General features: G+C 71.1%; 24 protein-coding genes. 10 read left to right on the top strand and 14 right to left on the bottom strand.

All coding sequences use genetic code 11. The features are described 5' to 3' along the window. Positions 1-151: 151 nt before the first annotated feature. Complete coding sequence (locus A3CQ_RS0129440) at positions 152-649, top strand: hypothetical protein (RefSeq protein ID WP_020514544.1); 498 nt, start codon at positions 152-154, stop codon at positions 647-649. An 8-nt stretch (positions 650-657) separates the two neighbouring features. Further along, complete coding sequence (locus A3CQ_RS0129445) at positions 658-1,482, top strand: class F sortase (RefSeq protein ID WP_026206328.1); 825 nt, start codon at positions 658-660, stop codon at positions 1,480-1,482. A 7-nt stretch (positions 1,483-1,489) separates the two neighbouring features. Here the strand turns inward: A3CQ_RS0129445 and A3CQ_RS0129450 are convergent, their stop codons facing one another. Next, positions 1,490-2,038: an HNH endonuclease gene (locus tag A3CQ_RS0129450; protein WP_026206329.1), complete on the bottom strand. Its 549-nt coding sequence runs from the start codon at positions 2,036-2,038 to the stop codon at positions 1,490-1,492. 237 nt (positions 2,039-2,275) lie between these two features. Here A3CQ_RS0129450 and A3CQ_RS54470 point away from each other — a divergent pair, with 237 nt between their 5' ends. From A3CQ_RS54470 to A3CQ_RS0129470, 4 genes are all read left to right on the top strand, one after another. After that, positions 2,276-3,301: a mechanosensitive ion channel family protein gene (locus A3CQ_RS54470; protein ID WP_020514546.1), complete on the top strand. Its 1,026-nt coding sequence runs from the start codon at positions 2,276-2,278 to the stop codon at positions 3,299-3,301. A 203-nt stretch (positions 3,302-3,504) separates the two neighbouring features. After that, positions 3,505-4,956 carry an MFS transporter gene (locus A3CQ_RS0129460; protein WP_020514547.1) on the top strand — a complete coding sequence of 484 codons (1,452 nt, stop codon included), beginning with the start codon at positions 3,505-3,507 and terminating at the stop codon, positions 4,954-4,956. A 38-nt stretch (positions 4,957-4,994) separates the two neighbouring features. After that, positions 4,995-5,381, top strand: coding sequence for a globin (locus A3CQ_RS0129465; RefSeq protein WP_020514548.1), 387 nt, complete (start codon positions 4,995-4,997; stop codon positions 5,379-5,381). A 71-nt stretch (positions 5,382-5,452) separates the two neighbouring features. Further along, the gene (locus tag A3CQ_RS0129470) at positions 5,453-6,706 is read left to right on the top strand and encodes a delta-60 repeat domain-containing protein (protein WP_020514549.1); all 1,254 of its coding nucleotides are present in this window, start codon (positions 5,453-5,455) and stop codon (positions 6,704-6,706) included. 94 nt (positions 6,707-6,800) lie between these two features. Here A3CQ_RS0129470 and A3CQ_RS0129475 read toward each other — a convergent pair whose 3' ends face one another. From A3CQ_RS0129475 to A3CQ_RS60235, 5 genes are all read right to left on the bottom strand, one after another. Then, positions 6,801-7,382, bottom strand: a complete 582-nt coding sequence (locus A3CQ_RS0129475; protein WP_026206330.1) for a YbjN domain-containing protein — start codon at positions 7,380-7,382, stop codon at positions 6,801-6,803. A gap of 131 nt (positions 7,383-7,513) precedes the next feature. Beyond that, positions 7,514-8,173, bottom strand: a complete 660-nt coding sequence (locus tag A3CQ_RS0129480; RefSeq protein ID WP_020514551.1) for a DUF8185 domain-containing protein — start codon at positions 8,171-8,173, stop codon at positions 7,514-7,516. Next, entirely contained in the window at positions 8,170-8,577 is a 408-nt protein-coding gene (locus A3CQ_RS0129485; RefSeq protein ID WP_020514552.1) for an acyl-CoA thioesterase, read from the bottom strand. Before A3CQ_RS0129485 ends, A3CQ_RS0129480 begins: the two co-directional genes overlap by 4 nt. After that, positions 8,570-10,246 (bottom strand): energy-dependent translational throttle protein EttA, encoded by a 1,677-nt coding sequence (gene ettA / locus A3CQ_RS0129490; protein WP_020514553.1) that lies wholly within the window; start codon positions 10,244-10,246, stop codon positions 8,570-8,572. The genes A3CQ_RS0129485 and ettA overlap by 8 nt, the downstream gene beginning before the upstream one ends. Positions 10,247-10,362: 116 nt before the next feature. Continuing rightward, positions 10,363-10,893, bottom strand: coding sequence for a hypothetical protein (locus A3CQ_RS60235; RefSeq protein WP_157296494.1), 531 nt, complete (start codon positions 10,891-10,893; stop codon positions 10,363-10,365). Between the two features lie 125 nt (positions 10,894-11,018). On the opposite strand from A3CQ_RS60235, the gene A3CQ_RS0129500 reads away from it, so the two are divergent. Next, positions 11,019-12,458 carry an alpha,alpha-trehalose-phosphate synthase (UDP-forming) gene (locus A3CQ_RS0129500; RefSeq protein ID WP_020514555.1) on the top strand — a complete coding sequence of 480 codons (1,440 nt, stop codon included), beginning with the start codon at positions 11,019-11,021 and terminating at the stop codon, positions 12,456-12,458. Here the strand turns inward: A3CQ_RS0129500 and cobA are convergent. From cobA to cobC, 3 genes are read right to left on the bottom strand one after another with little or no spacing between them, the layout of a single operon-like run. Then, positions 12,453-13,637 (bottom strand): uroporphyrinogen-III C-methyltransferase, encoded by a 1,185-nt coding sequence (gene cobA / locus A3CQ_RS0129505; protein WP_020514556.1) that lies wholly within the window; start codon positions 13,635-13,637, stop codon positions 12,453-12,455. The genes A3CQ_RS0129500 and cobA overlap by 6 nt on opposite strands. Further along, complete coding sequence (gene cobT / locus A3CQ_RS0129510) at positions 13,634-14,686, bottom strand: nicotinate-nucleotide--dimethylbenzimidazole phosphoribosyltransferase (RefSeq protein WP_020514557.1); 1,053 nt, start codon at positions 14,684-14,686, stop codon at positions 13,634-13,636. The genes cobA and cobT overlap by 4 nt, the downstream gene beginning before the upstream one ends. Further along, on the bottom strand, positions 14,683-15,735 hold the full coding sequence (cobC, locus tag A3CQ_RS0129515; RefSeq protein ID WP_020514558.1) for an Rv2231c family histidinol phosphate aminotransferase CobC: 1,053 nt from the start codon (positions 15,733-15,735) through the stop codon (positions 14,683-14,685). The genes cobT and cobC overlap by 4 nt, the downstream gene beginning before the upstream one ends. A 65-nt stretch (positions 15,736-15,800) precedes the next feature. Here cobC and A3CQ_RS0129520 point away from each other — a divergent pair, with 65 nt between their 5' ends. Next, entirely contained in the window at positions 15,801-17,909 is a 2,109-nt protein-coding gene (locus tag A3CQ_RS0129520) for a transglycosylase domain-containing protein (protein ID WP_020514559.1), read from the top strand. Positions 17,910-18,009: 100 nt separating this feature from the next. Here the strand turns inward: A3CQ_RS0129520 and A3CQ_RS0129525 are convergent, their stop codons facing one another. Together A3CQ_RS0129525 and A3CQ_RS54475 are read right to left on the bottom strand one after the other, a co-directional pair. Continuing rightward, positions 18,010-18,636 (bottom strand): TIGR03086 family metal-binding protein, encoded by a 627-nt coding sequence (locus tag A3CQ_RS0129525; RefSeq protein WP_020514560.1) that lies wholly within the window; start codon positions 18,634-18,636, stop codon positions 18,010-18,012. 166 nt (positions 18,637-18,802) lie between these two features. Further along, positions 18,803-20,557, bottom strand: a complete 1,755-nt coding sequence (locus A3CQ_RS54475) for a cobyrinic acid a,c-diamide synthase CobB (protein ID WP_020514561.1) — start codon at positions 20,555-20,557, stop codon at positions 18,803-18,805. A 123-nt stretch (positions 20,558-20,680) separates the two neighbouring features. On the opposite strand from A3CQ_RS54475, the gene A3CQ_RS0129535 reads away from it, so the two are divergent. Both A3CQ_RS0129535 and A3CQ_RS0129540 read left to right on the top strand, forming a co-directional pair. After that, positions 20,681-21,610, top strand: a complete 930-nt coding sequence (locus A3CQ_RS0129535; RefSeq protein WP_020514562.1) for an SURF1 family cytochrome oxidase biogenesis protein — start codon at positions 20,681-20,683, stop codon at positions 21,608-21,610. 34 nt (positions 21,611-21,644) lie between these two features. After that, entirely contained in the window at positions 21,645-22,085 is a 441-nt protein-coding gene (locus tag A3CQ_RS0129540) for a hypothetical protein (RefSeq protein ID WP_020514563.1), read from the top strand. Here the strand turns inward: A3CQ_RS0129540 and A3CQ_RS0129545 are convergent. The 3 genes from A3CQ_RS0129545 to A3CQ_RS0129555 all read right to left on the bottom strand — a co-directional run bounded on the left by A3CQ_RS0129545 (position 22,082) and on the right by A3CQ_RS0129555 (position 25,562). Beyond that, on the bottom strand, positions 22,082-23,611 hold the full coding sequence (locus tag A3CQ_RS0129545) for an ATP-dependent DNA ligase (protein WP_020514564.1): 1,530 nt from the start codon (positions 23,609-23,611) through the stop codon (positions 22,082-22,084). The two genes, A3CQ_RS0129540 and A3CQ_RS0129545, sit on opposite strands and share 4 nt — an antisense overlap. A 114-nt stretch (positions 23,612-23,725) precedes the next feature. Further along, positions 23,726-23,974 carry a hypothetical protein gene (locus tag A3CQ_RS0129550; protein WP_051115391.1) on the bottom strand — a complete coding sequence of 83 codons (249 nt, stop codon included), beginning with the start codon at positions 23,972-23,974 and terminating at the stop codon, positions 23,726-23,728. Positions 23,975-24,083: 109 nt separating this feature from the next. Then, complete coding sequence (locus A3CQ_RS0129555) at positions 24,084-25,562, bottom strand: FAD-dependent monooxygenase (RefSeq protein WP_020514566.1); 1,479 nt, start codon at positions 25,560-25,562, stop codon at positions 24,084-24,086.

Consider the following 25,562-nt stretch of genomic DNA (forward strand, 5'->3'; position numbering starts at 1 on the left):
GACGGTCGGGTCGTGAACCCGGTTTCCAACACTGTCGGGATCTACGCTTCTCACGCCGTCGGGATCTACGCGGGAATGGCGTCGAGATGCGAAAATCACCCTCACGCGCCGTTCGTGCCCTCGTGCACGCGGACGGCAGGAGGGGGATCTCATGCGCCGGTCTGTCCCCGCCACCCTGGCGGCGCTGTTCGTGGGCCTGTTCGTCCTGTTCCTCGGCCCGTCGCCGGCACGCGCCGCGACCGTGTACATCGAGCTGAACCCGAGCACCGTCCCGGTCGGTGACGACGTCGGGCTGCGCGCCTCCTGTGACGACAACCTCAAGGCGGCGACCGCCACGTCGTCGATCTTCGGAACGGTCACCCTCAACCCGCAGTACGGCCTGCTCACCGCGACCGTGCGAGTGCCGGGCGGCGTGAAGCCCGACGACTACGAGGTCGACCTGCACTGCCCCGGCGACAAGAACGCCAGTTCGGCCACGGGCACCCTGCACGTGGTGGCCAAGGTGGAACCGGCGCAGGGTCCGGCCACCGGCGGGGGCGGCACCGCCCCCGAGCGGTACGCGCCGATGCTGATCGGCACCGGGCTCGCGATCATCGGCGCCGGTTTAGCCCTGGGCATCATGACCCTGCGACGCCGGCGTCTCGGCTGAGGCCCGTCGTGGCTCGCCGACCGACGCCGATGAGCGGCCCGCGCATGCCCGAGTCGGTGCTGCGCAAGCGGCCGGCCCAGATTGTCGCGCCGCCGCCGGGGACCATCACCGGCCCGCTGCCGCCCACGCCGGCCGCGCCGGGTCGCCACCCTTTTCGGGCGCCCCACCCCCGGCCGAAGCCCAAGGACCCGCCGCGCCCGACCCGGGGCAAGAAGCCGTACCCGATCGGGCTGATCGCGCTCGCCCTGCTCTTCCTCGGCCTGTTCGTGGTGGCCATGGGGATCGGGGCGGCGATCAACATCGACCTGCCCAACCTGTTCGACCGCAAAGCGGCCGACGAGCCGCCGCCGCGCTCGTTCCCGGTGCTCGACCCGAGCCGCCCGGAACGGCTGACCATCCCGTCGATCAAGGTGGAGGCACCGATCCTCGACGTGGGGCTGGCCACGGACGGCTCGGTCGGGGTTCCGCCGTTGCGCCGGCACGACGAGGCCGGCTGGTTCGACGGCGGTCCGACGCCCGGCCAGTTCGGCCCGGCGCTGATCGTGGGGCACGCCGACACGAGGACCGGGCCGTCGGTCTTCTACAACCTGGCCAAGCTGAAGCCGGGGCAGAAGGTCGAGGTGCTGCGGGCCGACCACTCGGTGGCGGTCTTCGAGGTCAACTCGGTCGAGCACTTCAACAAGGGCAAACTGCCGATCGCCCGGGTGTACGGCGACTACAGCCGCCCGTCACTGCGCCTGATGACCTGCGGCGGCGACTGGGTCGGCGGCAAAACCGGCTACTCCGACAACATCATCGTTTTCGCCTCGCTCGTCGACTCGCGCAAGGCGTAAGAAACATTTAGGCCGCCTCGGCAGATGCTGCCGGGGCGGCCGGGAGGTCGAGCCAGTCTGCCCAACGCGGGTCTGGCGTGCGGTGACCGAGCACGCGCCAGGCCACCCCGCGTGGCGCTTGCGGTATGGCATGCAGCCGCCACCCGAGCTCGGCCGGGGTCTTGTCGCCCTTGCTGTGGTTGCACTTGGCGCAGGCGGCCACGACGTTCTCCCAGGCGTGCAGGCCGCCGCGGCTGCGGGGGAACACGTGGTCGATCGTCTCGGCGGAGCCGCGGCAGTAGGCGCACCGGCCGCCGTCCCGGGCGAAGATCGCGCGGCGGGAGAGGCCGACATGGGTGCGGTACGGCACCTTCACGTACCGGGTGAGGCGCACCACCGACGGAACCGGGAGGTTCTGGTAGGCGCTGTGCAGGATGCCATCCCCGTCGGAGACGCACTCGGCCTTGGCGGTCAGCACGAGAATCGTCGCTCGACGCACTGATACGACGCACAGCGGCTCGTACGTGGCGTTCAGAACTAACGCGGATGAGCCCACTGTGGGTCGTATGTCAGGCATCGTGATCACCCTCCGGTAGGTGCTTGCAACCGCTCCCGGTTCGTCGGTGTCCGTGGTCCGTGCGCCAATAGTCCCTGATGGATGACCAAATTGCGAGCGCAATCCGTGGCGGGCCGGTAAACGTCTGAGGTCTGCCCGCTGTGTGACACCTGAAAGCCGCCCCAGGTTCGCCCGGTACGGTGGCTCCCCGTGCTACATCTCGCACCTGCTACTCCGTCACCGTCACCGTCGCCCGACGTGTACACCACGATCGACGTCACGAAGATCTGCAACACCGACGTGGTGTGCAGCCGGGTCTACGAGTGGACGGGCAACCAGTGGCTGGCCAACTCCAGCTACTGGATCATCACGAAGCCGCTGCGGATCATCGGGATCATCCTGGCCGCGATCGTGATCCGCTGGCTGCTGCACCGCTCGATCAAGCGACTGACCAACAGCACCACCCGGGCCTCGATGCCGGCGCTGCTCAAGCCGCTCAAGGAGCGGACCGCGCAGACCGCCGAGGAGGGGCAGTTCATCCCCGAGCGGCGGCGCCAGCGGGCCGAGGCGATCGGCTCGGTGCTGCGCAGCTTCGTGACGGCCGTGGTCTTCACGATGGCGTCGCTGCTGGTCTTCGGCGAGCTCGGCTTCAACCTCGGTCCCCTGCTGGCCAGCGCCGGCATCGTCGGCGTGGCCCTCGGCTTCGGCGCCCAGAGCCTGGTCAAGGACCTGATCGCCGGCCTGTTCATGCTGCTCGAGGACCAGTACGGCGTGGGCGACACCGTCGACCTCGGCGAGGCGGTCGGCGTCGTGGAGACGGTCGGCCTGCGCATCACCACGGTGCGTGACATGCGCGGCGTGCTCTGGTACATCCGCAACGGCGAAATCGTCCGGGTCGGCAACAAGAGCCAGGGCTGGGCGCTGGTCGTCATCGACATCCCGATCGGCTTCATCAACTCGGAGGAGGCGATCGGCGTGCTCAAGACCGCGGCCGAGACGGTCGCCGAGTCGCCCGAGCACCAGAACGAGTTCATCGAGCCGCCGGACGTGGTCGGCGTCGAGCAGCTGACCGTGGACGGCGCGGTGATCCGGACGATCGCCAAGACCACCGCGGAGGGACAGCCGATCCTCCAGCGCGAACTTCGCCGCGCGCTCACCGAGGCGCTGGAGCTGGCCGGACTCTCCGAACGCATCGCTGCTTCTCGATTGATGCCACGCTCCGCGGTGCCTCCGGCATTTATGCAACCTTCCGAACCGGATCAGCGGGAGGACGGCGCTGGTTGAGCTGGGATTAGTTCTTCCGGGGGATATCGGGCCTCCACCGTATGGCCGACAATTCGGTCGTACGCCCTAGCATCGACTCGGACGATCGGGCAGAATCCGCTAGAGCATCTGCACTTGCGGCATCACGTTCCCGCCGGGCTCACCCGCGGGCGTGCCCGGCCAATCGTCGTGACCCGGCGAGCGCCGAGATCGATGGAGGACTGGTGTCCGAGGAACCCGCCCGGACGGCGAACACGCCCGACGCGGTGACGGAGAGCGATCGTCCGGTCACATTCCGGGACGTTTTTGCCCTCCGCGAGTACCGCGCCATCTACTCGTCGCTGCTCGTCAACTGGGTCGGGGACTACCTCGCCAAGGCCGCGGTCACGCTCCTGGTCTATCAGCAGAGCGACTCGGTGCTGCTGTCCGCGGCCGCCTTCGGCGTCAGCTTTCTCCCCTGGATCATCGGCGGGACGCTGCTCTCCGCCCTCGCCGAGCGGTATCCGTACCGCCGCGTGCTCATTGCTTGTGATCTTCTCCGCACTGTCCCGATCCTGCTGCTGCTCGTGCCGCACCTGCCGATCGCCGCCATGGTGCTGCTGGTCTTCCTGAGCAGCCTCGGCGCCCCGCCCACCCAGTCGGCGCGCTCGGCCCTGCTGCCCCACCTGGTCGGCCGGGACAAGCTGCCGACCGCGATCGCGATCAACCAGACCACCACCCAGGCCGCCCAGGTCTTCGGCTACATGGCCGGCGCCACGATAGCGACGGCGATCAGCCCGCAGCTGGCGCTCGCCGTCGACGCGGTGACCTTCGTCCTCTCCGCTGCCTTCATCGCGGGCGGCGTCCGGCCCCGGCCGGCGGCACAGGCCCGGTCGCAGCGCACCGACCTGCTGCACGAGTCGGCCGAGGGTGTCCGGCTGGTCTTCGGCCGCCGGGTACTGCGCGCGATCGTCGTGCTGATCTGCCTCACCGGGATGATCATCATCGTGCCCGAGGGCCTGGCCGCGGCCTGGGCCGCCCTCGACAGCACCGACCCGGCCGCGCGCGGGCTCGACCAGGGCCTGATCATGGCGGCCTCGCCGATCGGCTTCGTCGTCGGCGGGCTGCTCACCACGCGGCTGGCCGGGCCGGCCCGGCGCAACCGGCTGATCCGCCCGTTCGCGGTGCTCGCCCCGCTCGTGCTGGTGCCGGCGATCCTCGACCCGCCGCCGTCCGTGGTGGCCCTGCTGGTGGCGCTCTCCGGCGCCGCCGTCGGCGGGCTGTCGCCGACGCTGAACGGCATGTTCGTGCTGATGATCCCGCACGGCTACCGCGCCCGGGCGTACGGCGTGGTGCAGACCGGCATGCAGCTGAGCCAGTTCGCCGGCGTGATCGCCGGCGGCCTGCTCGCCGACCGGTTCTGGCTGCCGCTGGTGGTCGGGGCGTGGAGCATCGGGGGCGTGGTGGTGATGCTGGCGCTCGTCGCCCGCTGGCCGAGCAGCCGGGAGTTCGAGGCGGCGATCGCCGAGGCGGCGGCCACGATCCCGCCGTCCGTGCCGGCGCCCGCGGTGCCGGTCGAGACCCACGTCTACCAGCCGCACCACGCGGCCACGACGCCCGGCGAGACCACCGCCGCCTCGAAGCCGTACAAGCCGCACCACGCGGCGACGACGAGCGTCACACCCGAGCGGCCCTGACCGCCACCGCCGGCCGCCGCGGCGGCTGGCAGGATGGAGTGGTGACGGACGAGCCCACCTTCTACGACGCGATCGGCGGCGAGCCCACTTTCCGCAAGCTCGTCAACCGGTTCTACGAGGGCGTCGCCGCCGACCCGCTGCTGCGGCCGATGTACCCCGAGGACGACCTCGCGCCGGCCGCCGACCGCCTGACCCTGTTCCTGATGCAGTACTGGGGCGGCCCGAACACCTACTCGGCGACCCGCGGCCACCCCCGCCTGCGGATGCGGCACGCGCCGTTCGTGGTCAACCCGGCCGCCCGCGACGCCTGGCTCAAGCACATGCGCGACGCGGTCGACTCGCTCGGACTGGACGAGCCGCACCAGACGGCGCTGTGGGACTACCTGGAGCGGGCCGCCTATTTCATGGTCAACAGCATGGAATAGACGTTTCCCACCCACCCGGTGGCTCGTTGGTGCGGATGACAACTCGTCGATCATCCGTCTGGGGAGACCGCATGCGCCGCCGCCTGCTCGCCGCCGCCGTACTCGTCGCAGCCGCAATCGCGTGCGCGCATCCGGCCCAGGCCGACCTGGCCCAGTCCACGATCGTCTCGGCCAACCCGGTCGACTGGACCCCGCACGTGCTGGACGGCACCGTCTGGACGATGACCGTGGTCGGCGACACCGTCGTGGTCGGCGGCGCCTTCACCAAGGTCGCCGACAGCAGCCGCCGGAACACGTACGCCCGGAAGAACATCTTCGCCTTCGACCTGAACGACGGGTCGATCCGCCCGTTCGCGCCCGACGTCGACGGCGCGGTCTACGCGCTCGCGGCCGGCGCCGGCGACACGGTCTACGCCGGCGGGGCGTTCAAGACGGTCGACGGCGGCTCGCAGCGCGGACTCACCCGGCTGTCCCTGACCGGCCAGCGGGTCTCGTCCTTCGGCGCGAAGATCAATTGGGGAGACGTCCGGGTGCTGGCGGCGCGCGGCAATTATCTGTACGCCGGCGGCACCTTCTCGGCGATCAACGGCGTGAACCGGGACGCGCTCGCCCGGATGAACGCGACGACCGGCGCGGTCGACACCGGCTTCGACGCCCGGCTGACCGCGCCCGGCCTGAGCCGCACCCGGGTCGAGCACTTCGACATCTCCCCCGACGGCCGCAAGCTGGTCGCGATCGGGGCGCTGCTCAAGTCCGGCGGCTACGACCGCACGCAGCTGGCCATGTTCGATATCTCCGGCCCGACCGCGGCGCTGACCAACTGGTACACCGACGCGTACAAGCCGCAGTGCATGAAGGGCTTCGACACCTACCTGCGGCAGGTCAAGTTCTCGCCGGACGGGTCGTACTTCGTGGTCGCCGCGACCGGCCGGGCGTCCGCTCCCGACCGGCTGTGCGACTCGGCCGCCCGCTTCGAGACCGCCGGTTCGGGCCGGCACAACCCGACCTGGGTGCAGCGCACCGGCGGGGATTCGCTGTACGCCGTTGCCGTCACCGGCACCGCCGTCTACCTGGGCGGGCACCAGCGCTACTTCGACAACCCGTACGGCACCGACGCGAAGGGTCCCGGCCCCGGCGCCGTCTCCCGCCCGGGCATCGGCGCGGTCAGCCCGACCACCGGGCGTGCGCTGTCCTGGAATCCGACCCGCTCCCGCGGCGTGGGCGTGCGCGTCTTCGTGGTGACGTCACGCGGCCTGTTCGTCGGCAGCGACACCGACCAGCTCGGCCACGAGTACCACGGCCGGGTCGGCATGTTCCCGCTGTAATCGCCCATATTTCTGCGAGCACGGTGTTCGGGGACTGTCCGCGATCGCCCCGCCGATGAGGAGCGATCGCCTGCGGAGCGAAGCGGAGCCAGAGTTACAGCAGGGCTCCCTCGTCGTGGAGCCAGTCGACGAAGGACGTGGCCACGGCGGCGCCGCAGTCGAGCATCTCGACCAGGAGGGCGTCGTGGGCGCCCGCGGCCAGGGGCACCTGCAGCTCGGCGTAGATCGGCAGCTGTCCCCGCTCGGTCGGGTCACCCACGTAGGCCTTGCAGAAGCGGCGGGTGTGGTTCCACTCGTTGACCACGCGGTAGGCCCGGTCGGCCCAGTCCGGCGGCACCGTCGAGTGCGGCCGGGCACGCATCACCAGGATCTCGTCGTCGGGTCCCTCGAGGGTGAACAGCACGGCGTGCCGCTCCCACATCGCGAGCAGGCTGCCGCCGCCGTCGGCCAGGAACCGGATGTCGAGGATGTCGAGCGCCTTGCCGATGCGCGCGAGCGTCACCTGCGAGATCTGCTCGGACTCGTCGGACTTGGTCGCGTCGGCCGGAACCACCACCCGGCTCGGCTCGCGCTGAGCCGGAACTCCGACCCGCACGGTGCTCCGCACCGCCGAATCGCCGTCGGCATCCGGCGGGTTGCCCGCAGCCGAACCCGGACGCCATGACCACCACGGCATCGTTGCGCACCTCACTCCCCAGCAGACCCACCGCCGGACGTAGCGAGTGGATCCGAGGGCCGACGGTACCCGTACAGGTCGCGGAGGTCATCCCCCCAACGGGAGGGCGCGACCAGACGTACGATGCGGCATCACCCTTTCGGGTGACCACCTATAGGGAAAACGGTCAAATTCCTGACAGTCTGTAGCCAGGCGACTCCATATGGTGCCGAAAGCGCCACCCAGCGACCGGCGACGCGTACTCGAGTATCCGGCACGTCCGCGCCCTCCGGACCGAGGAAACCCATTCGGGAGATCGCCTGAACGAGTCGCTGGGACACCTCGACGGGCTCCCCCTCGGGCGGCGTCACGACGAGCGCCACATGATCGAGCAAGGCATCGCGTACGGCCCGCTGGCCCACCGCGCGTCCGGAAAGGCCACCCGCCGACACCTCGCGCAGGGTGCCGGCCGCTGCGGCGGCCAGACGGGTCAGCTCGGTCGCCGAGACCGTCTCGACAGTCTCGCTCGCGGCCGGCGGCAACGGCCAGCGCCACTGGGCGTCCTTGCGGGACGGCAGCCGATCGCCGCCCTCGGCCAGCACGGCGAGCAGCTCGGCCGCCGAGACCGTGGCGTCGTCCGGCCCGCGACCGGCCACCTCGCGGGTGACCAGCACGTCCCACGGCAGCCGCGCCCACAACGCCGTACGGCCGGCGGCGCCGCGCAGCCGCACCGGCGCGCCCGGGTCGAGCCGGGTCAACCGGGCCAGAAAGGCCCCGGCGTCGGGAACGCCGGTCAGGCCGTGCGTGCTCATGCGGCCAGATAGGGCTGGAGGAACTCGCGCTCTTCCGGGGTGAGCCGGCGCGGATGCCCGTTGGCCAGGTTGTACGGCACGCATTTCGATTTGGCCCGGCTGGCGAGCGCCCCGTCGTCGAACAGCTCGTAGGCGACCGTGAACGACGCCGCCCGCAGCTCCGAGATCCACATTTCGATGCGTACGGCCTCGCCGTAGTCGACCGGGCGGAGGTAGTCGATCTCGTGCCGGGCGATGACGATGCCCTCCTCGAACGTGCCGAGGCCGTGCTCGCGCGCACCGACGAAGAACATGGCAACGCGCGCCTCCTCGTACAGCGTGAGGAAGCGCGCGTTGTTGACGTGCCCGTACGCGTCCATGTCGGACCAGCGCACGGACGCGTCGTAGACGAACTTGTCAGTCACGGGTGAGCTTGCGGTAGGTGACCCGGTGCGGGCGGGCCGCCTCCGCTCCGAGGCGGTCGATCTTGTTCTTCTCGTACGCCTCGTAGTTGCCCTCGAACCAGAACCATTTGTCGGGGTCCTCGTCCGTGCCCTCCCACGCGAGCATGTGGGTCGCGACCCGGTCGAGGAACATCCGGTCGTGGGAGATGACCACGGCGCAGCCCGGGAACTCGAGCAGCGCGTTCTCGAGGCTGGAAAGCGTCTCGACGTCGAGGTCGTTTGTCGGCTCGTCGAGCAGGATCACGTTGCCGCCGATCTTCAGCGTCAGCGCGAGGTTGAGCCGGTTGCGCTCGCCGCCGGAGAGGACCTTGACCGGTTTCTGCTGGTCGGGGCCCTTGAAGCCGAACGCCGCCACGTACGCCCGGGACGGCATCTCGACCTTGCCGACCATCAGGTGGTCGAGACCGTCGGAGACGACCTCCCACACCGTCTGGCTGCCCTGCAGTCCCTCACGGCTCTGGTCGACGTACGACAGCTGGACGGTCTCGCCGACGCGAACAATGCCCGAATCGGGCTGCTCGAGCCCGACGATGGTCTTGAACAGCGTGGTCTTTCCGACGCCGTTCGGGCCGATGATGCCGACGATGCCGTTGCGCGGGAGCGAGAACGACAGGTGGTCGATGAGCGTGCGCCCGTCGAAGCCCTTGGTCAGGTCCTTCGTCTCGATCACCGTGTTGCCCAGGCGCGGGCCCGGCGGGATCTGAATCTCCTCGAAGTCGAGCTTGCGAGTCTTCTCGGCCTCGGTCGCCATCTCCTCGTACCGGTCGAGGCGGGCCTTGCTCTTGGTCTGGCGAGCCTTGGCGTTGGACCGCACCCACTCGAGCTCCTCGGTGAGGCGCCGCTTGAGCTTGGCGTCCTTGCGGCCCTCGACCGCGAGGCGCTGCGCCTTCTTGTCGAGATAGGTCGAGTAGTTGCCCTCGTACGGGTACGTCCGGCCGCGGTCCAGCTCGAGGATCCAGTTGGCCACGTTGTCCAGGAAGTACCGGTCGTGCGTGATGGCGATGACGGTGCCGGCGTACTTGGCGAGGTGCTGCTCCAGCCACTGCACGCTCTCGGCGTCCAGGTGGTTGGTGGGCTCGTCGAGCAGCAGCAGGTCGGGCGCCTCGAGCAGCAGCTTGCACAGCGCGACCCGGCGGCGCTCACCACCGGAGAGCTGGGCGACGTCCGCGTCCGGCGGCGGGCAGCGCAGCGCGTCCATCGCCAGCTCGAGCTGCGAGTCGATGTCCCACGCGTCGGCGTGGTCGAGCTCCTCCTGGAGCTTGCCCATCTCCTCCATCAGCTCGTCGGAGTAGTCGGTCGCCATCTGCTCGGCGATCTTGTTGAACCGCTCGAGCTTCGACTTGGTCTCGGCGACCGCCTCCTCGATGTTGCCGAGGACGGTCTTGGCGTCGTTGAGCGGTGGCTCCTGAGCCAGCATGCCGACGGTGTACCCGGGCATGAGCCGGGCCTCGCCGTTGCTGACGTTGTCGATGCCGGCCATGATTCGGAGAAGGCTGGACTTACCGGCGCCGTTCGGGCCGACCACACCGATCTTGGCTCCCGGCAGGAAGTTCAGCGTCACATTGTCGAGCACGACCTTGTCGCCGTGCGCTTTGCGCGCCTTCTCCAGGACGTAGATGAACTGGGCCACGGTGTGCCCTACCTCCGCGATCGTGATTTTCGAGGCCGGATGAGTTTGCCGAATGCATCTTTCCAGGTCGGCTACCGGCCACCGAGCACAACCCCACCGGAAGCGTTCGGATTCCCTTACTCGGCCGTTTTGACCGAATACTCCTCGTCGCGGTCGGTGGTGGCGAAATGCACGAGGAGGTGGCTCCGGTTGACCTCGAAGGTGTTCCCGTTGGTCGCCGTGGCCCGGTACTCGTCCTCGCCCAGCCGCTCGACGTCGTCCAGGAACAGCCCGTTCCGGCCCTGAACCAGCTGCCCGTCCTCGCTACGGGTCTTCGCCTGGTAGTACAGCGAGCCCGCGCTGTCCTGGCAGATCCATACGGTCGTGCCGTTGGTTGTGATGATCTTGAAGACCTGACGCAGGTCGGTGGCCGCGAGCTTGATCGCCTCGGGCGGGCAGGACGACCCGGACGGCGACGTCGACGGCGGCTCCGCGGCCGTCTGCGTGGTGGTCGTCTCCTGCGGCCCCGCGCCACCGTCGTCGTTCCGTTGCCGCTCGCCGAGCATGAACCCCACAGTCCCGCCGATGATCGTGAGAAAGATCGTGGCGATGACCACAGGGAAGAAGATCGGACGCCGAGGCGGGGAAAGATCGTCGGACGGTGTCACGGGCCCAGGATGGCACCCGCCAGCCACCCCGGTCCATCGAGGCTGCGAGAGACTGGGCAAGCCGCGAGCAGCTACGCAAAGTAGGCTCGGGGTGGGAACAGAAACGACCCGGAGGTGCACTCAGCGTGGCCGAAAGAAGTTCCTTCGTCGTTGTCGCCAACCGTCTGCCCGTCGATGAGGTCACCACCCCGGACGGGGAGCGCCAGTGGCGCACGAGTCCCGGTGGCCTGGTCACCGCGCTGCATCCCGTGCTCACGCAGCACGGCGGCACCTGGATCGGCTGGGCCGGCGGCACCGGCGAGGCGCCCGAGCCGTTCGACCTCGAGGGCATCCACATCCACCCGGTGCCGCTGAGCGGCGAGGAACTGGAGCGCTACTACGAGGGCCAGTCCAACGCGACGATCTGGCCGCTCTACCACGACGCCGTCGAGACGCCGGTCTACAAGCGCCGCTGGCGCGAGGCGTACCGGGTGGTCAACCAGCGCTTCGCCCAGGCCGCCGCCGAGGTGGCCGAGCGGGGCGCGACCGTCTGGGTGCAGGACTACCAGCTCCAGCTCGTCCCGGCGATGCTGCGCGAGCTGCGCCCCGACCTGAAGATCGGGTTCTTCCTGCACATCCCGTTCCCGCCGATCGAGCTGTTCATGCAGATGCCGTTCCGGGCCGAGGTGCTGCGCGGACTGCTCGGCGCCGACCTGGTCGGCTTCCAGCAGCGGCTGGCAGCGCAGAACTTCGTACGGCTGGCTCGGCATTTGCTTGGTTTGCGGTACGAGGGCCAGTCGATCCAGGTGGACGGTCGCAAGGTCAAGGCGGGCGCGTTCCCGATCAGCATCGACACCCGCGAGATGGAGCGGATGGCCGCCGACCCGCAGGTGCAGGCCCGGGCCAAGCAGATCCGGGCCGAGCTGGGCGACCCCGAGACGGTGATCCTCGGCGTCGACCGGCTCGACTACACCAAGGGGATCGAGCTGCGGCTCAAGGCGTTCCGCGAGCTGCTCGCCGACGGCAAGCTCAAGGTCGGCGACGCGGTGATGGTGCAGGTGGCCACCCCGAGCCGCGAGCGCGTGGAGCACTACCAGGCACTACGGGTCAAGGTGGAGCGCGAGGTCGGCCGCATCAACGGCGAGTTCGGCCGGGTCGGCGTGCCGGCCGTGCACTACCTCCACCAGTCGTACAGCCGGCAGGAGCTCGCGGCGATGTACGTCGCGGCCGACGTGATGATGGTGACCCCGCTGCGCGACGGCATGAACCTCGTGGCCAAGGAGTACGTCGCCTGCCGGGCCGACACCGGCGGCGCGCTGGTGCTCAGCGAGTTCGCCGGCGCCGCCACCGAGCTGCGTCAGGCGTTCCTGTGCAACCCGCACGACCCGGATGGGGTGAAGGACTCGCTGCTGCGCGCCGTCGCGGCCGAGCCGAACGAGTTGCGCCGCCGCATGCGGGTCATGCAGCGGCACCTGCGCACGCACGACGTCGCCGAGTGGGCGCGCGCGTTCCTCGACGAGCTGGCGGCCGCATCGGGCGCCTCGACATCCAGTGCCTCCACATCCGGTGCCTCAAAGGACTCATAGGACCCCGACGACGTCTCCGATGACGACCGTGGCCGGTGGGCGGAGGCCGGCCGCGGCGACGTCCGCCGCCACCTCGGCCAGCGTGCTGCGCAGCGAGCGCTGGTGTGCGGTCGAGCCCTCCTGCACGACGGCGACCGGGGTGCCGGCCGGGCGGCCCTCGGCGATCAGCCGGGCCGCGATGGCCGGCAGGTTCTTGAGGCCCATCATCACCACGATCGTGCCGCGCAGGCGGCCCAGCGCCGGCCAGTCGACCAGCGACTGCTCGCTGTCGGGGGCGACGTGGCCGGAGACCACGGTGAACTCGTGGGCGACGCCGCGGTGGGTGACCGGGATGCCGGCCAGGGCCGGCGCCGCGATCGAGCTGGTCACGCCGGGAACGACCAGCACCGGGACGCCGGCCGCGGCGCAGGCCAGGGCCTCCTCGCCGCCGCGGCCGAAGACGTACGGGTCACCGCCCTTGAGCCTGACCACGAACTTCCCCTCGAGTGCCCGCTCGACCAGGATGCGGTTGATCTCCTCCTGCGCCTTGGACGGGCCGTAGGGGATCTTGGCGGCGTCCACGAACTCGACATCCGGGCGCAGGTCACCCAGGAGCAGGCCGGGTACCAGGCGGTCGGCCACCACCACGTCGGCCGCGGCGAGCAGGCGGCGGCCCTTCACCGTGATCAGCTCGGGGTCACCGGGCCCCGCGCCCACCAGGGCAACTCCCTTGTACTCGGGCGCGGCCGGTGGGTCAGATTCAAGAGCAGAAGCAACCAGATCGCGTACGGCCATGGCGCGCCGACGGTCACCCCCGTCGGTGACGGCCACCGTCACCTGGCCGTGCCGGGTGACGGCCGGGGTCCACGCGGTCGCCGCGTCGCGGTCGTCGGCGCGTACGCAAAAGATGTTTTTCTCCTCGGCGGCGGCGCTGACCTCGGCCGCCGCCTCCGGGTCGTCGATCGCGACCTGCACCAGCCAGGCGCCCTCGACGTCGGCCGGTTCGAACCGCCGGGCCTGCCAGGTCGCCCGCCCGGCGTCGACGTGCCCGCGCAGCGCCGGGGTGAGCTCGGGCGCCACGATCTCGATCCGCGCGCCGGCCGCGATCAGCGCCGGCACCCGCCGGGTCGCCACCGTGCCGCCGCCGACCACCAGCACGCGCCGGCCGGTCAGCCGGAGCGCCAGTGGATAGAGGCTCATTTCTCCGACACTCCCGCCGAGTCGAACGTGGCCACCTCGTGCAGCACCCGCACGGCCGCGGCGACGACCGGCAGCGCCAGCACCGCACCGCTGCCCTCGCCGAGCCGCATGCCGAGGTCGAGCAGCGGGCTGAGGCCCAGGTGGGCGAGCGCGACGCTCGCGCCGGGCTCGGCCGAGCGGTGCCCCGCGACCATGGCGGCGACCGCGTCCGGGGCGAAAGCGGCGGCGGCCAGCGCGGCCGACGCGGCGATCACCCCGTCGATGATCACCGGAACCCGCTGCGCGGCGGCGCCCAGGATGAAGCCGGCCAGCGCCGCGTGCTCGAGGCCGCCGACGGTGGCGAGCACGCCGAGCGGGTCGGCCGGGTCGGGCTCGTGCTTCTCCAGCACGGCCGCGACCACCTCGACCTTGTGGTCGTACATGGCGTTGTCGATGCCGGTGCCCCGGCCGGTGACCGCCTCCGGGGACGCCTCGGTGAAGGCCGCGATCAGCGTCGCGGCGGGGGTCGTGTTGGCGATCCCCATGTCGCCGGTGAGCAGGCATTTCGCGCCGTCGGCGACCAGCCGCTCGGCGACCCGGATGCCGGCCTCGACGGCGGCGCGGGCCTCGTCGCGGGTCAGGGCCGGCTCGACCGTCATGTCCCGGGTGCCGCGTCGCACGTTGGCGCTGATCAGGCCGGACCCGGCCGGGAGCGGGGTGGCCACGCCGACGTCCACCACGGTCACGGCGGCGCCGGACTGGCGGGCGAACGCGTTCACCACCGCTCCCCCGGCCAGGAAGTTCGCCACCATCTGGGCGGTGACCTCCTGCGGCCAGGGGCTGACGCGCTGGGCGTGCACGCCGTGGTCGCCCGCGAACACCGCGACCGCGGCCGGCTCGGGCAGCGGCGGCGGGCAGGCGCCGAACAGGCCGGCCAGGCGCACCGACAGCGGCTCGAGGTCGCCGAGCGAGCCGGCCGGCTTGGTCAGCCGGGCCTGCAGCTCGCGGGCGGCGGCCATGGCCGGCTCATCGGCGGGCCGGATGGCCGCCACTGTCGTCTCCAGGGTCACTGTCGCTCCTCGATCACGTCGGTCAGGGTCGCCACGAAGGCGTCGGTGATCGCAGTGTCGCGCACCGCGATCCGGAGCCAGTCGGGGCCCAGGCCGGGAAACGTGTCTCCGCGCCGCACGGCGTAGCCACGTTCCCGCAGTTCAAGCCTAATTTTGTCGGCGGATGGCAGGCGTACGGCGACAAAGGCACTTGCCGGTGTGCCGGCGAGCGTGAGGTTCGGCACGTGCGCGAGCCGGCGCAGCAGATGATCTCGCTCGGCCGCGACGCGCGCCGCCAGCTCGCGCTCGGCGGCGATCGCGGTGGGTGACGCACAGGCGATCGCGGCGGCCAGCGCGGGGGTGGAGACGGCCCACAACGGCTGCGCGGCGGAGAGGCGCTCGACGATGCCGGCGGGGGCCAGAAGGTAGCCGATGCGCAGGCCGGCCAGCCCCCAGGTCTTGGTGAGGCTGCGCAGCACGACCAGTCCCGGCAGATCGTCGCGCTCGGTCAGCGACTCGGGCTCGCCGTCGACTCCGTCACGGAACGTGGTGTCCGCGAACGCCTCGTCGACGACCAATACGCGCCCCGGGCGGGCCAGCTTCGCCATCTCCGCGGCCGGATGCAGCACCGAGGTCGGGTTGGTCGGGTTGCCGACGAAGACCAGATCGGCGTCGTCCGGCACCAGCCGCGCGTCGAGCCGGAAACCGTCCTCCTCGCGCAGCAGAACCCGGTCGACCTCGTGGCCGGCGTTGCGCAGCGCGGCCTCGGGCTCGGTGAACTGCGGATGCACCACAACCGCGTGCCGGCTTTCTCGCAAGGCCTGCGCGATCAGCACGAACCCCTGGGCGGCGCCGGCGGTCAGCAGAACCTCGTCGTGGCCGCGCCGGTGCCGCCGCGCCACCGCCGTCCGGGCCTCGGCATCGTTCGGGTACGCGCGGAGCTGGGTCAACGAGTCGCGGATGGGACCGGCCAGCCACTCGGGCATCGGCTCGTGCCGCACGTTGACCGCCAGGTCGACGAGACCGGCGCCGACCTCCGTGTCGCCGTGATGGCCCAGGTCGATCGTCATGCCACCAGCATGCCGGACGGTATTCCCCGTCTCACTTCGGCCGTTTCGTCAGGACATGAGCTGTTTTGCAATACCTTCAGAACGTGGCCGCCGGAAAGATCGCTCCCCTCGTCCGTGCCGGGCTGATCGCGGGCCTCGTGATCGCCGGCCTCGCCTACCCTCTCGCCGCCCTCGCCGGCATCGGCGTCAAGGCCGGCTCCGACGCGCTCGCCGGCATGCCGGACCGGCTCATCGAGGTGCCGTCGGCCCAGACCACGTCGGTGTACGCGAAGGACGGCAAGACGCTGCTCACGATGTTCTACGAGGAATACCGCAAGCCCGTGACGATCGCGGAGATGTCGCCGTACATCACCGAGGCGATCGTCGCGTCCGAGGACGCCCGCTTCTACGAGCACCACGGGGTGGACGCGAAGGGCGTGGCCCGGGCCTTCGTCGCCAACCGGCAGGCCGGCGGGGTCTCGCAGGGCGCGTCGACACTGACCATGCAGTACGTCCGGATGGCGCTGCGGGACAGCGCGAAGACGCCCAAGGAGGCGCTCGAGGCGACCGAGCAGACCACCCAGCGCAAGCTCCGCGAGATGCGCCTGGCGATCGAGCTCGAGAAGCGCCTCTCGAAGCAGGAGATCCTGGAGCGCTACCTGAACTCCGCCTATTTCGGGCATCGGGCGTACGGGATCTACGCGGCGTCCCAGGTGTTCTTCTCGAAGACGCCGCAGCTGCTCACCCTCAACGAGGCGGCGCTGCTGGCCGGGCTCGTGAAGGCGCCGTCCGCCTTCGACCCGGCGGCCGGCGACCAGACGGCGGCCACCCAGCGGCGCAACTACGTGATCGACCAGATGCTGAAGATGCGGACGATCAGCCCGGACCAGGCGGCCCAGGCGAAGCAGTCCAAGATCCAACTGCACCTGACCACGCCGCCCAACGACTGCATGTCGATTCCGGAGAAGCTCAACGACTGGGGCTTCTTCTGCGACTACCTGAAGGCGTGGTGGCGGGAGCAGCCCGCGTTCGGCGCCACCCCCGAGGAACGGGAGGAGAACCTGCGGCGCGGCGGCTACCGCATCGTCACCTCGATCGACCCGACCATCCAGGCGTCCGCCCTCAAGCACGTTCTCAATAAGGAGAAACGACGCAGCCGGTACGCGCACGGCGAGGTCGTCATCGAGCCGAACACCGGGCGCATCCTGGGGATGGCGGTCAACCGCACGTACTCGCTCGCGCCGAACAAGAAGGACCGCAACTACCCGAACACGGTGAACCCGCTGCTCGGCGGGGGCACCATGGCCGGCTACCAGGCGGGCTCCACCTTCAAGATCTTCACGATGCTGGCGGCCCTCGACGCGGGCATGCCGCTGGACACGCCGATCTACGCCCCCGAGCGGTACGTCTCGCAATACATCACCGCGCCGGGCCCGGCGACCTGCGGGCACCACTGGTGCCCGAAGAACTCCAGCAAATCGATGAGCGGTACGCAGACCATGTGGAGCGGGTTCGGCAAGTCGGTGAACACGTACTTCGTGCAGCTGGAGGAGAAGGTCGGCGCGGACAAGGCGGTCGCGATGGCCGAGCGGCTCGGCCTGACCTGGCGCACCGACGTCGACCGCACGCTGGCCACGCCGGAGCACGCCTCCGGGTGGGGCGCGTTCACGCTCGGCGTCAGCGACGTGACCCCGATCGAGATGGCGAACGTCTTCGCGACCCTGGCCGCCGAGGGCAACTACTGCGCGCCGCTGCCGGTGAGCCTGATCCAGAGCCGGGACGGCACGAACACCAAGTTTCACGGCAACCTGGTGGCGGCCCCGAACTGCCACCGCGTGGTCACCGCCGACGTCGCCCGGGCCGCGACGGACGCCGCCCGCTGCGTGACCGGGTACGGCTCGGCGAAGGGCAGCTGCGGCGGATGGTCGACCTCCCCCATGGTGTACGCCACGCTGCACCGGCCCGTAGCCGGCAAGAGCGGCACGACCGACAGCAACAAGACGGCGTGGTTCTGCGGTTTCACCCCCCAGCTGGCAGCGGCCGCCTTCGTCGCCGATCCGGACGACCCCAACGACTACGTCGGCTCGGGCCGCTCCACGATCTCGAAATACACCGTGGCGCAGACGCTGAAGGACGCGCTCAAGGGCCAGCCCAAGCTGAAGTTCACCCCGCCCTCCAAGAAGATCGCCTACTGATCCCGCTGCTCGCGCCGCTCCCTCGCTGAGGCGGCTGCCCCGCAGTGGGCGCGCCGCCCCGCAGTGGGCGCGCCGCCCCGCAGTGGGCGCGCCGCCTCAGTCAGGCCGCCGGGGCGGCGGGCTGGCGTCGGCGGCGGGGTGGGCGCCAGGCCGGGTCGCGGCCGGCCAGGGCGAGGGCCTGGTCGAGCAGGGTGGCCTCGTCGTCGGGCTCGACGCGCGGGCCGAACATGCCGGGCGTGCCCTCGGCCGGACCCTGGGCCAGGAACTCGATGAGGGCCTCGAGCGTGCGGGGATCGGCCGCATACTCCTGGCCGGTGGCGCTGGCGAGATCCCAACTGTGGACGATCAACTCGTTCATGGCGACGATGCCGGCGGTGGCGGCGGGCATGGTCAGCCCGCCGACGCGGGTCGTGCCCGTCCAGGCGGAGGGGTCTTTCCAGGCGGTGGCCAGTTCCTCGAGCAGGACGGGCAGGCGGCTACGCCAGTGGCGGGACAGGTGCAGCGCCGAGGGCGGGGGCGGCGACTCGGCGGTGCCGGGAGCGTCGGTGCGCTTGCGGGCGGCCTGGGCGAACGCCTGGGACAGAACCATGAGATGGTCGAGCAGGACGGCCACGGTCCAGTCGGGACAGGGAGTCGGATGGATCAGCTCGGTGGTGTCGACGCCCAGCAGCAGAGCTCGCAACTTATGAACCGGCGGGTCGAAGTCCAGCGGCACACGATCGGCCACGGTCGTCCTCCTTCGGGTCGTCGGTGTTAACCCCACGTTACGGGTGGGGTACGACACTTTCTCGTCCACGAGAGGGCGTTTTCGCGGCTGACCTGGTTTCCGCTTCAAGATCTTTCATTGATCGAGTCCCGCGTGCTTGATCGAGACGGATCGCTGGGCCAGCCGCTCAGGAGGCGGTGATGTCCGCCGTGTCGGACAGGTCGGGCACGCTGGCCACACCCGACGCCGGCATCGGGTTGGCGGCCGCCGCCGGACCGCCGAACGCCGGGCCCGACCCGGGTGCCGGCGGCCGCGGCCGGCCGTTCGGCACGCCCGACGGCTGGGCGTAGGGCCCGTGCGGCATCGCCGGTGAGGCCGGCTGCGCGAACGGTCCCCCTTGATCGTGCGTCTCCTCGTACGGCTGCTGGTCGTACGGCTGCTGATCATGCGGAGCCGGCGAGCCGTGCGCGGCCAGCGCGGCGGCCGGCATCGACACCGTCGGCGGCTCGTCGTGCACCAACGGGGTCAACGGCACCTGGATCGGCAGCGGCGGAAGCGGCTGGGGGTGCGCGGGACCCGCCACGCCGGCCGGCCCGGCGATCGCCGCGGCCACCACCCGCTTGGCGATCTCGGGCGCCGCCGCCCAGTGCAGCCCCAGCTGCGAGGCGTGCACCTGCCGCCAGACGAACCCCTCCGGGTTGCCGCCCGACCACGTCCAGGCCGGCACCGCTCCGGCGCGAGGCGTCATGATCGCCCGGTGCTGCTTGTACCCGGTGATCCGGGCCCCGCCGGGCGCGAGCAGCGACGTCGTCGGCGCGGTCGCCTCCCGGTAGCCGGCCACGGTCTGGTCGCCGGTCACCGCCGACGCGTCCAGCACCGCGCACATCGGCCGCCCGTCGAAGTCGCGCCCGAGCCACGGCAGGGCCACGCCCTCGGCCACGACCGGCCAGCCGTCGTGGGCGAATTTCGCGACCGCGTTGCACAGCCGCCGGTTCGCGGACAGTTCCTCGGCGTATCCCTCCGGCAGACCGGCGCCGACGACCAGCGCCCGCGTCCCCGTCGGCAGCGACTCGTCGCGCAGCGGGTCCACCACCGCGACCTCGGCGCCGGCCGCGGTGAGAAGCTCGGCCGTCTCGACGTACGTGTAGGGCGCGCCCGGCCCACCGGCCAGCGCGACGATCGGACGCTGGTCGAACACCTCGCCCACCGCGTCGCCCGGAGTCCAGATCGGGCCCGGCAGGGCCGGCGCGGAGCCGGCCAGCGCCATCAGGCGTTCCAGGTCGAGACCGTCCAGCACCGCCTCACCCAGCCGGCGAACGGCCCGGCTCGCCTCGACCGTGCGGTGCGCCACCGGCACCGGGCCGTGCGAGCGGGCCGGCAGCACGTTCGGCAGGTCGCCGCGGCGCAGCGCGCCCAGCACCGGCATGCCGATGTCGTCGAGCGCGGTGCGCAGCATCTGCTCGTGCCGGGGCGAGGCGACCCGGTTGAGCACGACGCCGCCCAGGTGGACCATCTCGTCGAACATCCGGAAGCCGTGCACCAGCGCGGCCAGCGAGTGACCCATCGCCGCCACGTCGACCACCAGCACGACCGGCGCACGCAGGGTGGCGGCGACCGCGGCCGTGCCGTCGATCTCGGGCTGGCCGGTCAGCGAGTCGAACAGGCCCATGGCGCCCTCGATCACCGAGAGCTGCGCGCCCGACGCGCCGTGCGCGAAGAGCGGGGCGATGCGCTGCGCGCCCACCAGCCGGGGGTCGAGGTTCCGGCCGGGGCGTCCCGCCGCGAGACCCAGGTACGCCGCGTCCGTGTGGTCGGGCCCGACCTTGAAACCCGCCGCCGGGATGCCGCGCGCCACGCAGGCGGCGAGCAGACCGACGGCGATGGCGGTCTTGCCGTGTCCCGACGAGGGCGCGCTCACGACCAGGCGAGGCTGCGCGCTCATCCGATGTTCCCCCCGAACATTTCAACCGTTCCCCCCGGCGGCCGTGCACGTGGACAGGTCCGCCGGTCAGGCACAGTACCCGGCATCCGCGGTCGCCGCCCGGCCGCCGGGTAGCCTCAGGGCGTGTACCGGTTCCTGCTGACGCCGCGCTGGCTGGGCGCCGCCGCGCTGGCCGTCGTCGCCGCCGTGATCATGGTCATGCTCGGCAACTGGCAGCTGCACCGGTACCAGGAGCGCAGCGCCATCAACCACCGCATCGACGCCGCTGATTCGGTGACGGCCGTCCCGCTGACCTCGGCGATGGCGGCCCCGACCGCCGCCGGAAAGGCCGGCGCCTCCCCCGGCAAGGCCCTGGCCTGGACAAAGGTCTCCACGAGCGGCCGGTACGACCCGACCCGGGAGATCCAGGCGCGCGGCCGCACGGTAAACGGGGACGTCGGTTACGAGATCATCACGCCGCTCGTGCTCGCGGACGGCACGGCGGTACTCGTCGACCGCGGCTGGGTGCCGATGCCGGCGGCCGGAGCGGCCGCGGCGCCGACCGTTCCCCCTGCTCCGGCGGGCGATGTCACCGTCGTGGGGCAGGTGCACCTGTCGGAAAGCCGACCGACGGCGATCGAGCATCGGGACGGCCGCCTGGACACCCGGCGGATCTCCGTGTCCCGCCTGGCGGCCGAAATGCCCTATCCCGTGTATGGCGCATATGTGCTGCTCACGTCCCAGACTCCGGCCAACGATCCGGCCTTCACCCGCATCCCGATCGACCACGAGGACTCGTGGCAGAACGGCGGATACGCCGTCCAATGGTGGCTGTTCGCGTGCATGGCGCTGTTCGCGTTCGTGTGGCAGGCCCGCAAGGAAGCCCAGGACAACGCGAAGCCCGCCACCGCGGGTGAGCCGGCGAAACCGCGGGTGAAGCTGAAGGACCGGGTGGCCGAGGCCGACCGCCGGCGCGAGGCGGCACGGATGGCCGCCATGAGCGATCCGATCGACCGGGTCGAGGAGGCGGACCGCAGGCGCGAGGCGACCGCCCGCCAGGCGGCCGGCGAGTGACGCCGGCCGACGGTCACGACTAGGGTCTCTCGTCATGACCTCCTCACCGAGCGACCCGTGGGGTGTCCCGCCGCCGGACGATCCACCGGCGACGGCTCCCCTGCCCGCGCTGGCGCCCGAGCCCGGCCCGGTGATCGTGCAGATCGCCGAGATCTCGGTCACCTCGACGACGGTCTACACCCCCACCGGCGATCTCCCGCTGGCCGGCTCGCATTGGCAGGTCCACGACTACTGGATGAGCCAGCAGCGCATACCGAGGTGGGCGATCATCGCGGCGATCGTCGGTTTCTGCGTGCTGACCATCTTCAGCCTGCTCTTCCTGCTGGTGAAGGAGACCGTGATGCAGGGCACGGTCCAGGTGACGGTGACCAGCGGCACCCGGCAGTACGTCGCCCGTATCCCGGTCACCGATCAGGCCGCGGTCACCGCGATCAACCAGCAGGTCAATTACGTACGCACCCTGGCCGCGCTCTAGCCGCTCGTCCCGCCGCCGATCTCGCGGACCATGTCGATCGTGTCGGCTTCCGACGCTCGCTTGTCGTCGCGGTAGCGCAGCACGCGGGCGAAGCGCAGCGCCACCCCGCCCGGATAGCGCGGTGACGTCTGCACCCCGTCGAAGGCGATCTCGACGACCTGCTCGGGACGCACCTGCACGACCCAGCCGTTGTCGCTGACGGCCAGTTCCTGGAAGCGGGCCGTCTGCCAGCGCAGCAGCTCGTCGGTCAGGCCCTTGAATGTCTTGCCGAGCATCACGAACCCGCCCGTCGACGGGTCGAGCGCGCCGAGATGCAGGTTTGACAACCAGCCCTTGCGGCGGCCGTGGCCCCACTCGACGGCCAGCACGACCAGGTCGAGCGTGTGCCGCGGTTTGACCTTGACCCAGGCCGAGCCGCGCCGGCCCACGTCGTACGGAGCGTCCATCGCCTTGACGACCACGCCCTCCTGCCCGGCGGCCAGGGAAGCGGCGAAAGCCGCCGCCGCCTCCTCTTCGGTGGTGGCGATGGAGCGCCCGACGATCAATTCCGTCGGAAGGGTGTCGGCGAGGGCGGACCAGCGCTCGCGGCCGGGCTCGTCGAGCAGGTTGGTGCCGTCGAGGTGAAGCAGGTCGAAGAAGTACGGAACAAGCGGCTGCGGCGCCGCCTTGCCCGCGCCCCGGGTCGCGGCGCGGCTCGATGTCTCCTGGAAGGGACGGGGGCGGCCGTCCGGCCCCAGCGTCATCGCCTCGCCATCGAGGATCGCCTCGCGCACCGGGAGCTTGCGCACGGCCTCGACCACCTCGGGCATCCGGGCGGTGATGTCGTCGAGGCTGCGGGTGAAGACGGCCACCTCGTCGCCGGCGCGGTGCACCTGAATGCGGATGCCGTCGAGTTTCACGTCGACCATCGCGGGCGCGCCCGTGGCGAGCAGCGCGGCGCCGACATCGGGCGCACTCTGGGCCAGCATCGGCGTCAGCGGTGTGCCGACGCGCAGGTGGATCTCGGCAAGCGCCGGCGCTCCCCCGGTCAGCGCGGCGACCGCCACCTGTTTGAGGTCGCCCGAGAGCAGCAGGGCCCGGCGCACCGCGGTGAGGGGCACCTCGGCCGCCCGGGCGATCGCGTCGGCGAGCAGGCCGGCCTGTGCCCCCTGGCGCAGCTCGCCGCCGAACAGCCCGACCAGCAGCCGCTGCTCCTCGGCGGTGGCCGCCCCGAACAGGGCCGCAACCAGGTCACGCCGCCGCGCCTGCGAGCCGGAGCCGGCGACCACGGAGATCTCGGCGATCGCCGCATCGACCGCGCCGACGGTGAGTGTGGCCTCGCCGGCGGGCGGCGGGCGGTCACGCAGGCTCGCATAGCCCACACCGGTCTGCCGCTGCCGAAGCTCACCGGCGAGAAACGCCGACCCGGCCGCGATCTCATCGGGATCGAGCCGGCGCAGGGCGTCGGCCAAGAGGTCGATCTTGGCGTTACGCCCCGAGGTGGCCGTCACGGCGGCCGAGGTGGCCGCCAGGTCTAGGAACCGCACGGCCCCATCCTGGCAGCCACCTCTGACAATTTTCGAGAGCTCGTGTGACCCGACCCCCGGGCCGATGAGCTGTGGGTGTTTCATCGCGCGCTCCCCCGTACGCAGCACGCGACCTCAGGCGGCGAGCGGCTCGGCTATCCGGAAGCCGCGCGCACGCACCGCGTCGGCCACGCGGGTGACCTGCGCATCGAGCGCGCAGAGTGAGGCCGAGATCTCCTCGAGGTGTTCGGTCAGGGCGGAGTCGTCCCACCCGGCGACATCGACATCGTCGAGCGCGCGCACCGCGGCACGCAGCCGGACGATGGACTCCAGCCGCTCGTGGGAACGAAGCCGATCGATGGCGTCACGCGGCCCATGGGACATCGGCCGCACCAACATGGTTACCGAAGCTGACACATCATTCGAACGCATGTTCGAATCCTACCCGGCCGGGCACCGCTCAGACCACAAAGGAACCCCCAAACCTTTCGATCTATCCGGTGATCAGCGGCGGGAACTGCTGAAGGGCCTCGGACGGGCCGGATTCCGCGGCCACGAAGCCATCCGGGCGGATCAGGTACAGGCGGCCGGGGCGGAGCGGACTGCCAGGGGCCTCCGGAAAGACGTGGACCGGAAGGCCCAGGTCGGGGATGTCGGTGGCCTGGATTCCGCCGTACGCGTGGATCTGCCACTGCAGGGAGCGAAGGGGTGCGAAGTTGTCCCCCGCCCAGGGCAGGCGACGGCCGACGACGGGGTCCCGGCGGCCGCCCGATGCCTGCTCGGCCCCGGGTGTCATCCAGTAATGAATGCGGATCTGGGAGACGTACTGGAAGAGGCGGGAGCCGCCGCGGGTGCCCGGGACGACCCGGATGCCGACCGGGGCGACGAGGGGGACGATCACCCGGCGCACCACGCGGGAGAGTCGGGTCTGCGAGGTCACGCCGGCGAAGATGCGGTCGGTGGTGGTGACCAGCCGTTTCGCGACCGGGCGGCGCTCGGCCTCGTAGCGGTCCAGCCAGGTGTCGCGGCGCCGGCGCTGGAGGACGTCGGCCAGCTTGAAGGCCAGGTTGTGTACGTCCTGCAGCCCGGTGTTCATGCCCTGCGCGCCGACCGGCGAGTGGACGTGCGCGGCGTCCCCGGCCAGGAAGAACGGTCCGTCGCGGAACGCCGCGGCGATGCGATGGTGCACGCGATAGGTGGCGAACCACCGGGACCGGTCGTAGGTGATGGCGAACTTGCGAAGCCGCGGCCGCACGTCGTCCTCCGCCAACTCCCCGTCGCCGTCCTCGTCCCGTACGAGTCCGATCAAACGCCATGACCCACGGCCCTTCATCGGAAAGGCAAGGACGAAGTCATCGCTGCCGGGCCGGACGTTGACGGCGCCCTCGACCAGGCCACCGGCCGCCAGCGCGTCGAGGACGTAGAAGCGGTGCGGGTTCGTCGTGCCCTCGAAGGCGATCCGCCGGTACTTCCGGATGGCCGAGTTCGCGCCGTCGCAGCCCACGCAGAACCGCGCCCGGACCGTGTCGTTGCCGACCTTCGCCTCGACGCCATCCTCGGTCTGCTTGACCGCGGTGACCGCCGTCTCCCAGCGCACGTCGAGGCCGAGCTTCTGCAGGTTCTCGTACAGGATCTCCTCGTTCCGGCTCTGCTCGAGAACCTGGAGGTACGGGTACGGCGTCACGCCCTGGCCGAGCGGACCCAGCGGGATCCGGCCGAAGGCGCGGTCGAGGTAACCGGGCGCGAGCGCGTCGGCCCGCTGCGCCGCGGCCAGGACGAGGTCGCCGAGGCCGAGCTGGTCGTAGATCTCGAGGCTGCGGGCCTGGACGACGAGCGCCCGCGACTCGCGGGTGGGTCCGTCCTTACCGTCCACCACGATCACGTCGACCCCGAGCTTGAGCAGCCAGTTGGCGAGCATCAACCCGGTCGGTCCGGCGCCCACCACCAGCACGTCGCACGTCAGATCGGCCAT

Origin of the sequence: Paractinoplanes globisporus DSM 43857 (assembly GCF_000379645.1) — a bacterium.
Classification (GTDB): Bacteria; Actinomycetota; Actinomycetes; order Mycobacteriales; family Micromonosporaceae; genus Actinoplanes; species Actinoplanes globisporus.

What these genes read in the sequence shown, in the direction of transcription:
- A3CQ_RS0129440 (WP_020514544.1), top strand. Translation starts at nt 152, where the DNA reads ATGCGCCGGTCTGTCCCCGCCACCCTGGCGGCGCTGTTCGTGGGCCTG.
- A3CQ_RS0129450 (WP_026206329.1), bottom strand. Translation starts at nt 2,038, where the DNA reads ATGCCTGACATACGACCCACAGTGGGCTCATCCGCGTTAGTTCTGAAC.
- A3CQ_RS0129470 (WP_020514549.1), top strand. Translation starts at nt 5,453, where the DNA reads ATGCGCCGCCGCCTGCTCGCCGCCGCCGTACTCGTCGCAGCCGCAATC.
- A3CQ_RS0129475 (WP_026206330.1), bottom strand. Translation starts at nt 7,382, where the DNA reads ATGCCGTGGTGGTCATGGCGTCCGGGTTCGGCTGCGGGCAACCCGCCG.
- A3CQ_RS0129480 (WP_020514551.1), bottom strand. Translation starts at nt 8,173, where the DNA reads ATGAGCACGCACGGCCTGACCGGCGTTCCCGACGCCGGGGCCTTTCTG.
- cobA (WP_020514556.1), bottom strand. Translation starts at nt 13,637, where the DNA reads ATGAGCCTCTATCCACTGGCGCTCCGGCTGACCGGCCGGCGCGTGCTG.
- cobC (WP_020514558.1), bottom strand. Translation starts at nt 15,735, where the DNA reads ATGACGATCGACCTGGGCCATCACGGCGACACGGAGGTCGGCGCCGGT.
- A3CQ_RS54475 (WP_020514561.1), bottom strand. Translation starts at nt 20,557, where the DNA reads ATGAGCGCGCAGCCTCGCCTGGTCGTGAGCGCGCCCTCGTCGGGACAC.
- A3CQ_RS0129540 (WP_020514563.1), top strand. Translation starts at nt 21,645, where the DNA reads ATGACCTCCTCACCGAGCGACCCGTGGGGTGTCCCGCCGCCGGACGAT.
- A3CQ_RS0129550 (WP_051115391.1), bottom strand. Translation starts at nt 23,974, where the DNA reads ATGTCCCATGGGCCGCGTGACGCCATCGATCGGCTTCGTTCCCACGAG.
- A3CQ_RS0129555 (WP_020514566.1), bottom strand. Translation starts at nt 25,562, where the DNA reads ATGGCCGATCTGACGTGCGACGTGCTGGTGGTGGGCGCCGGACCGACC.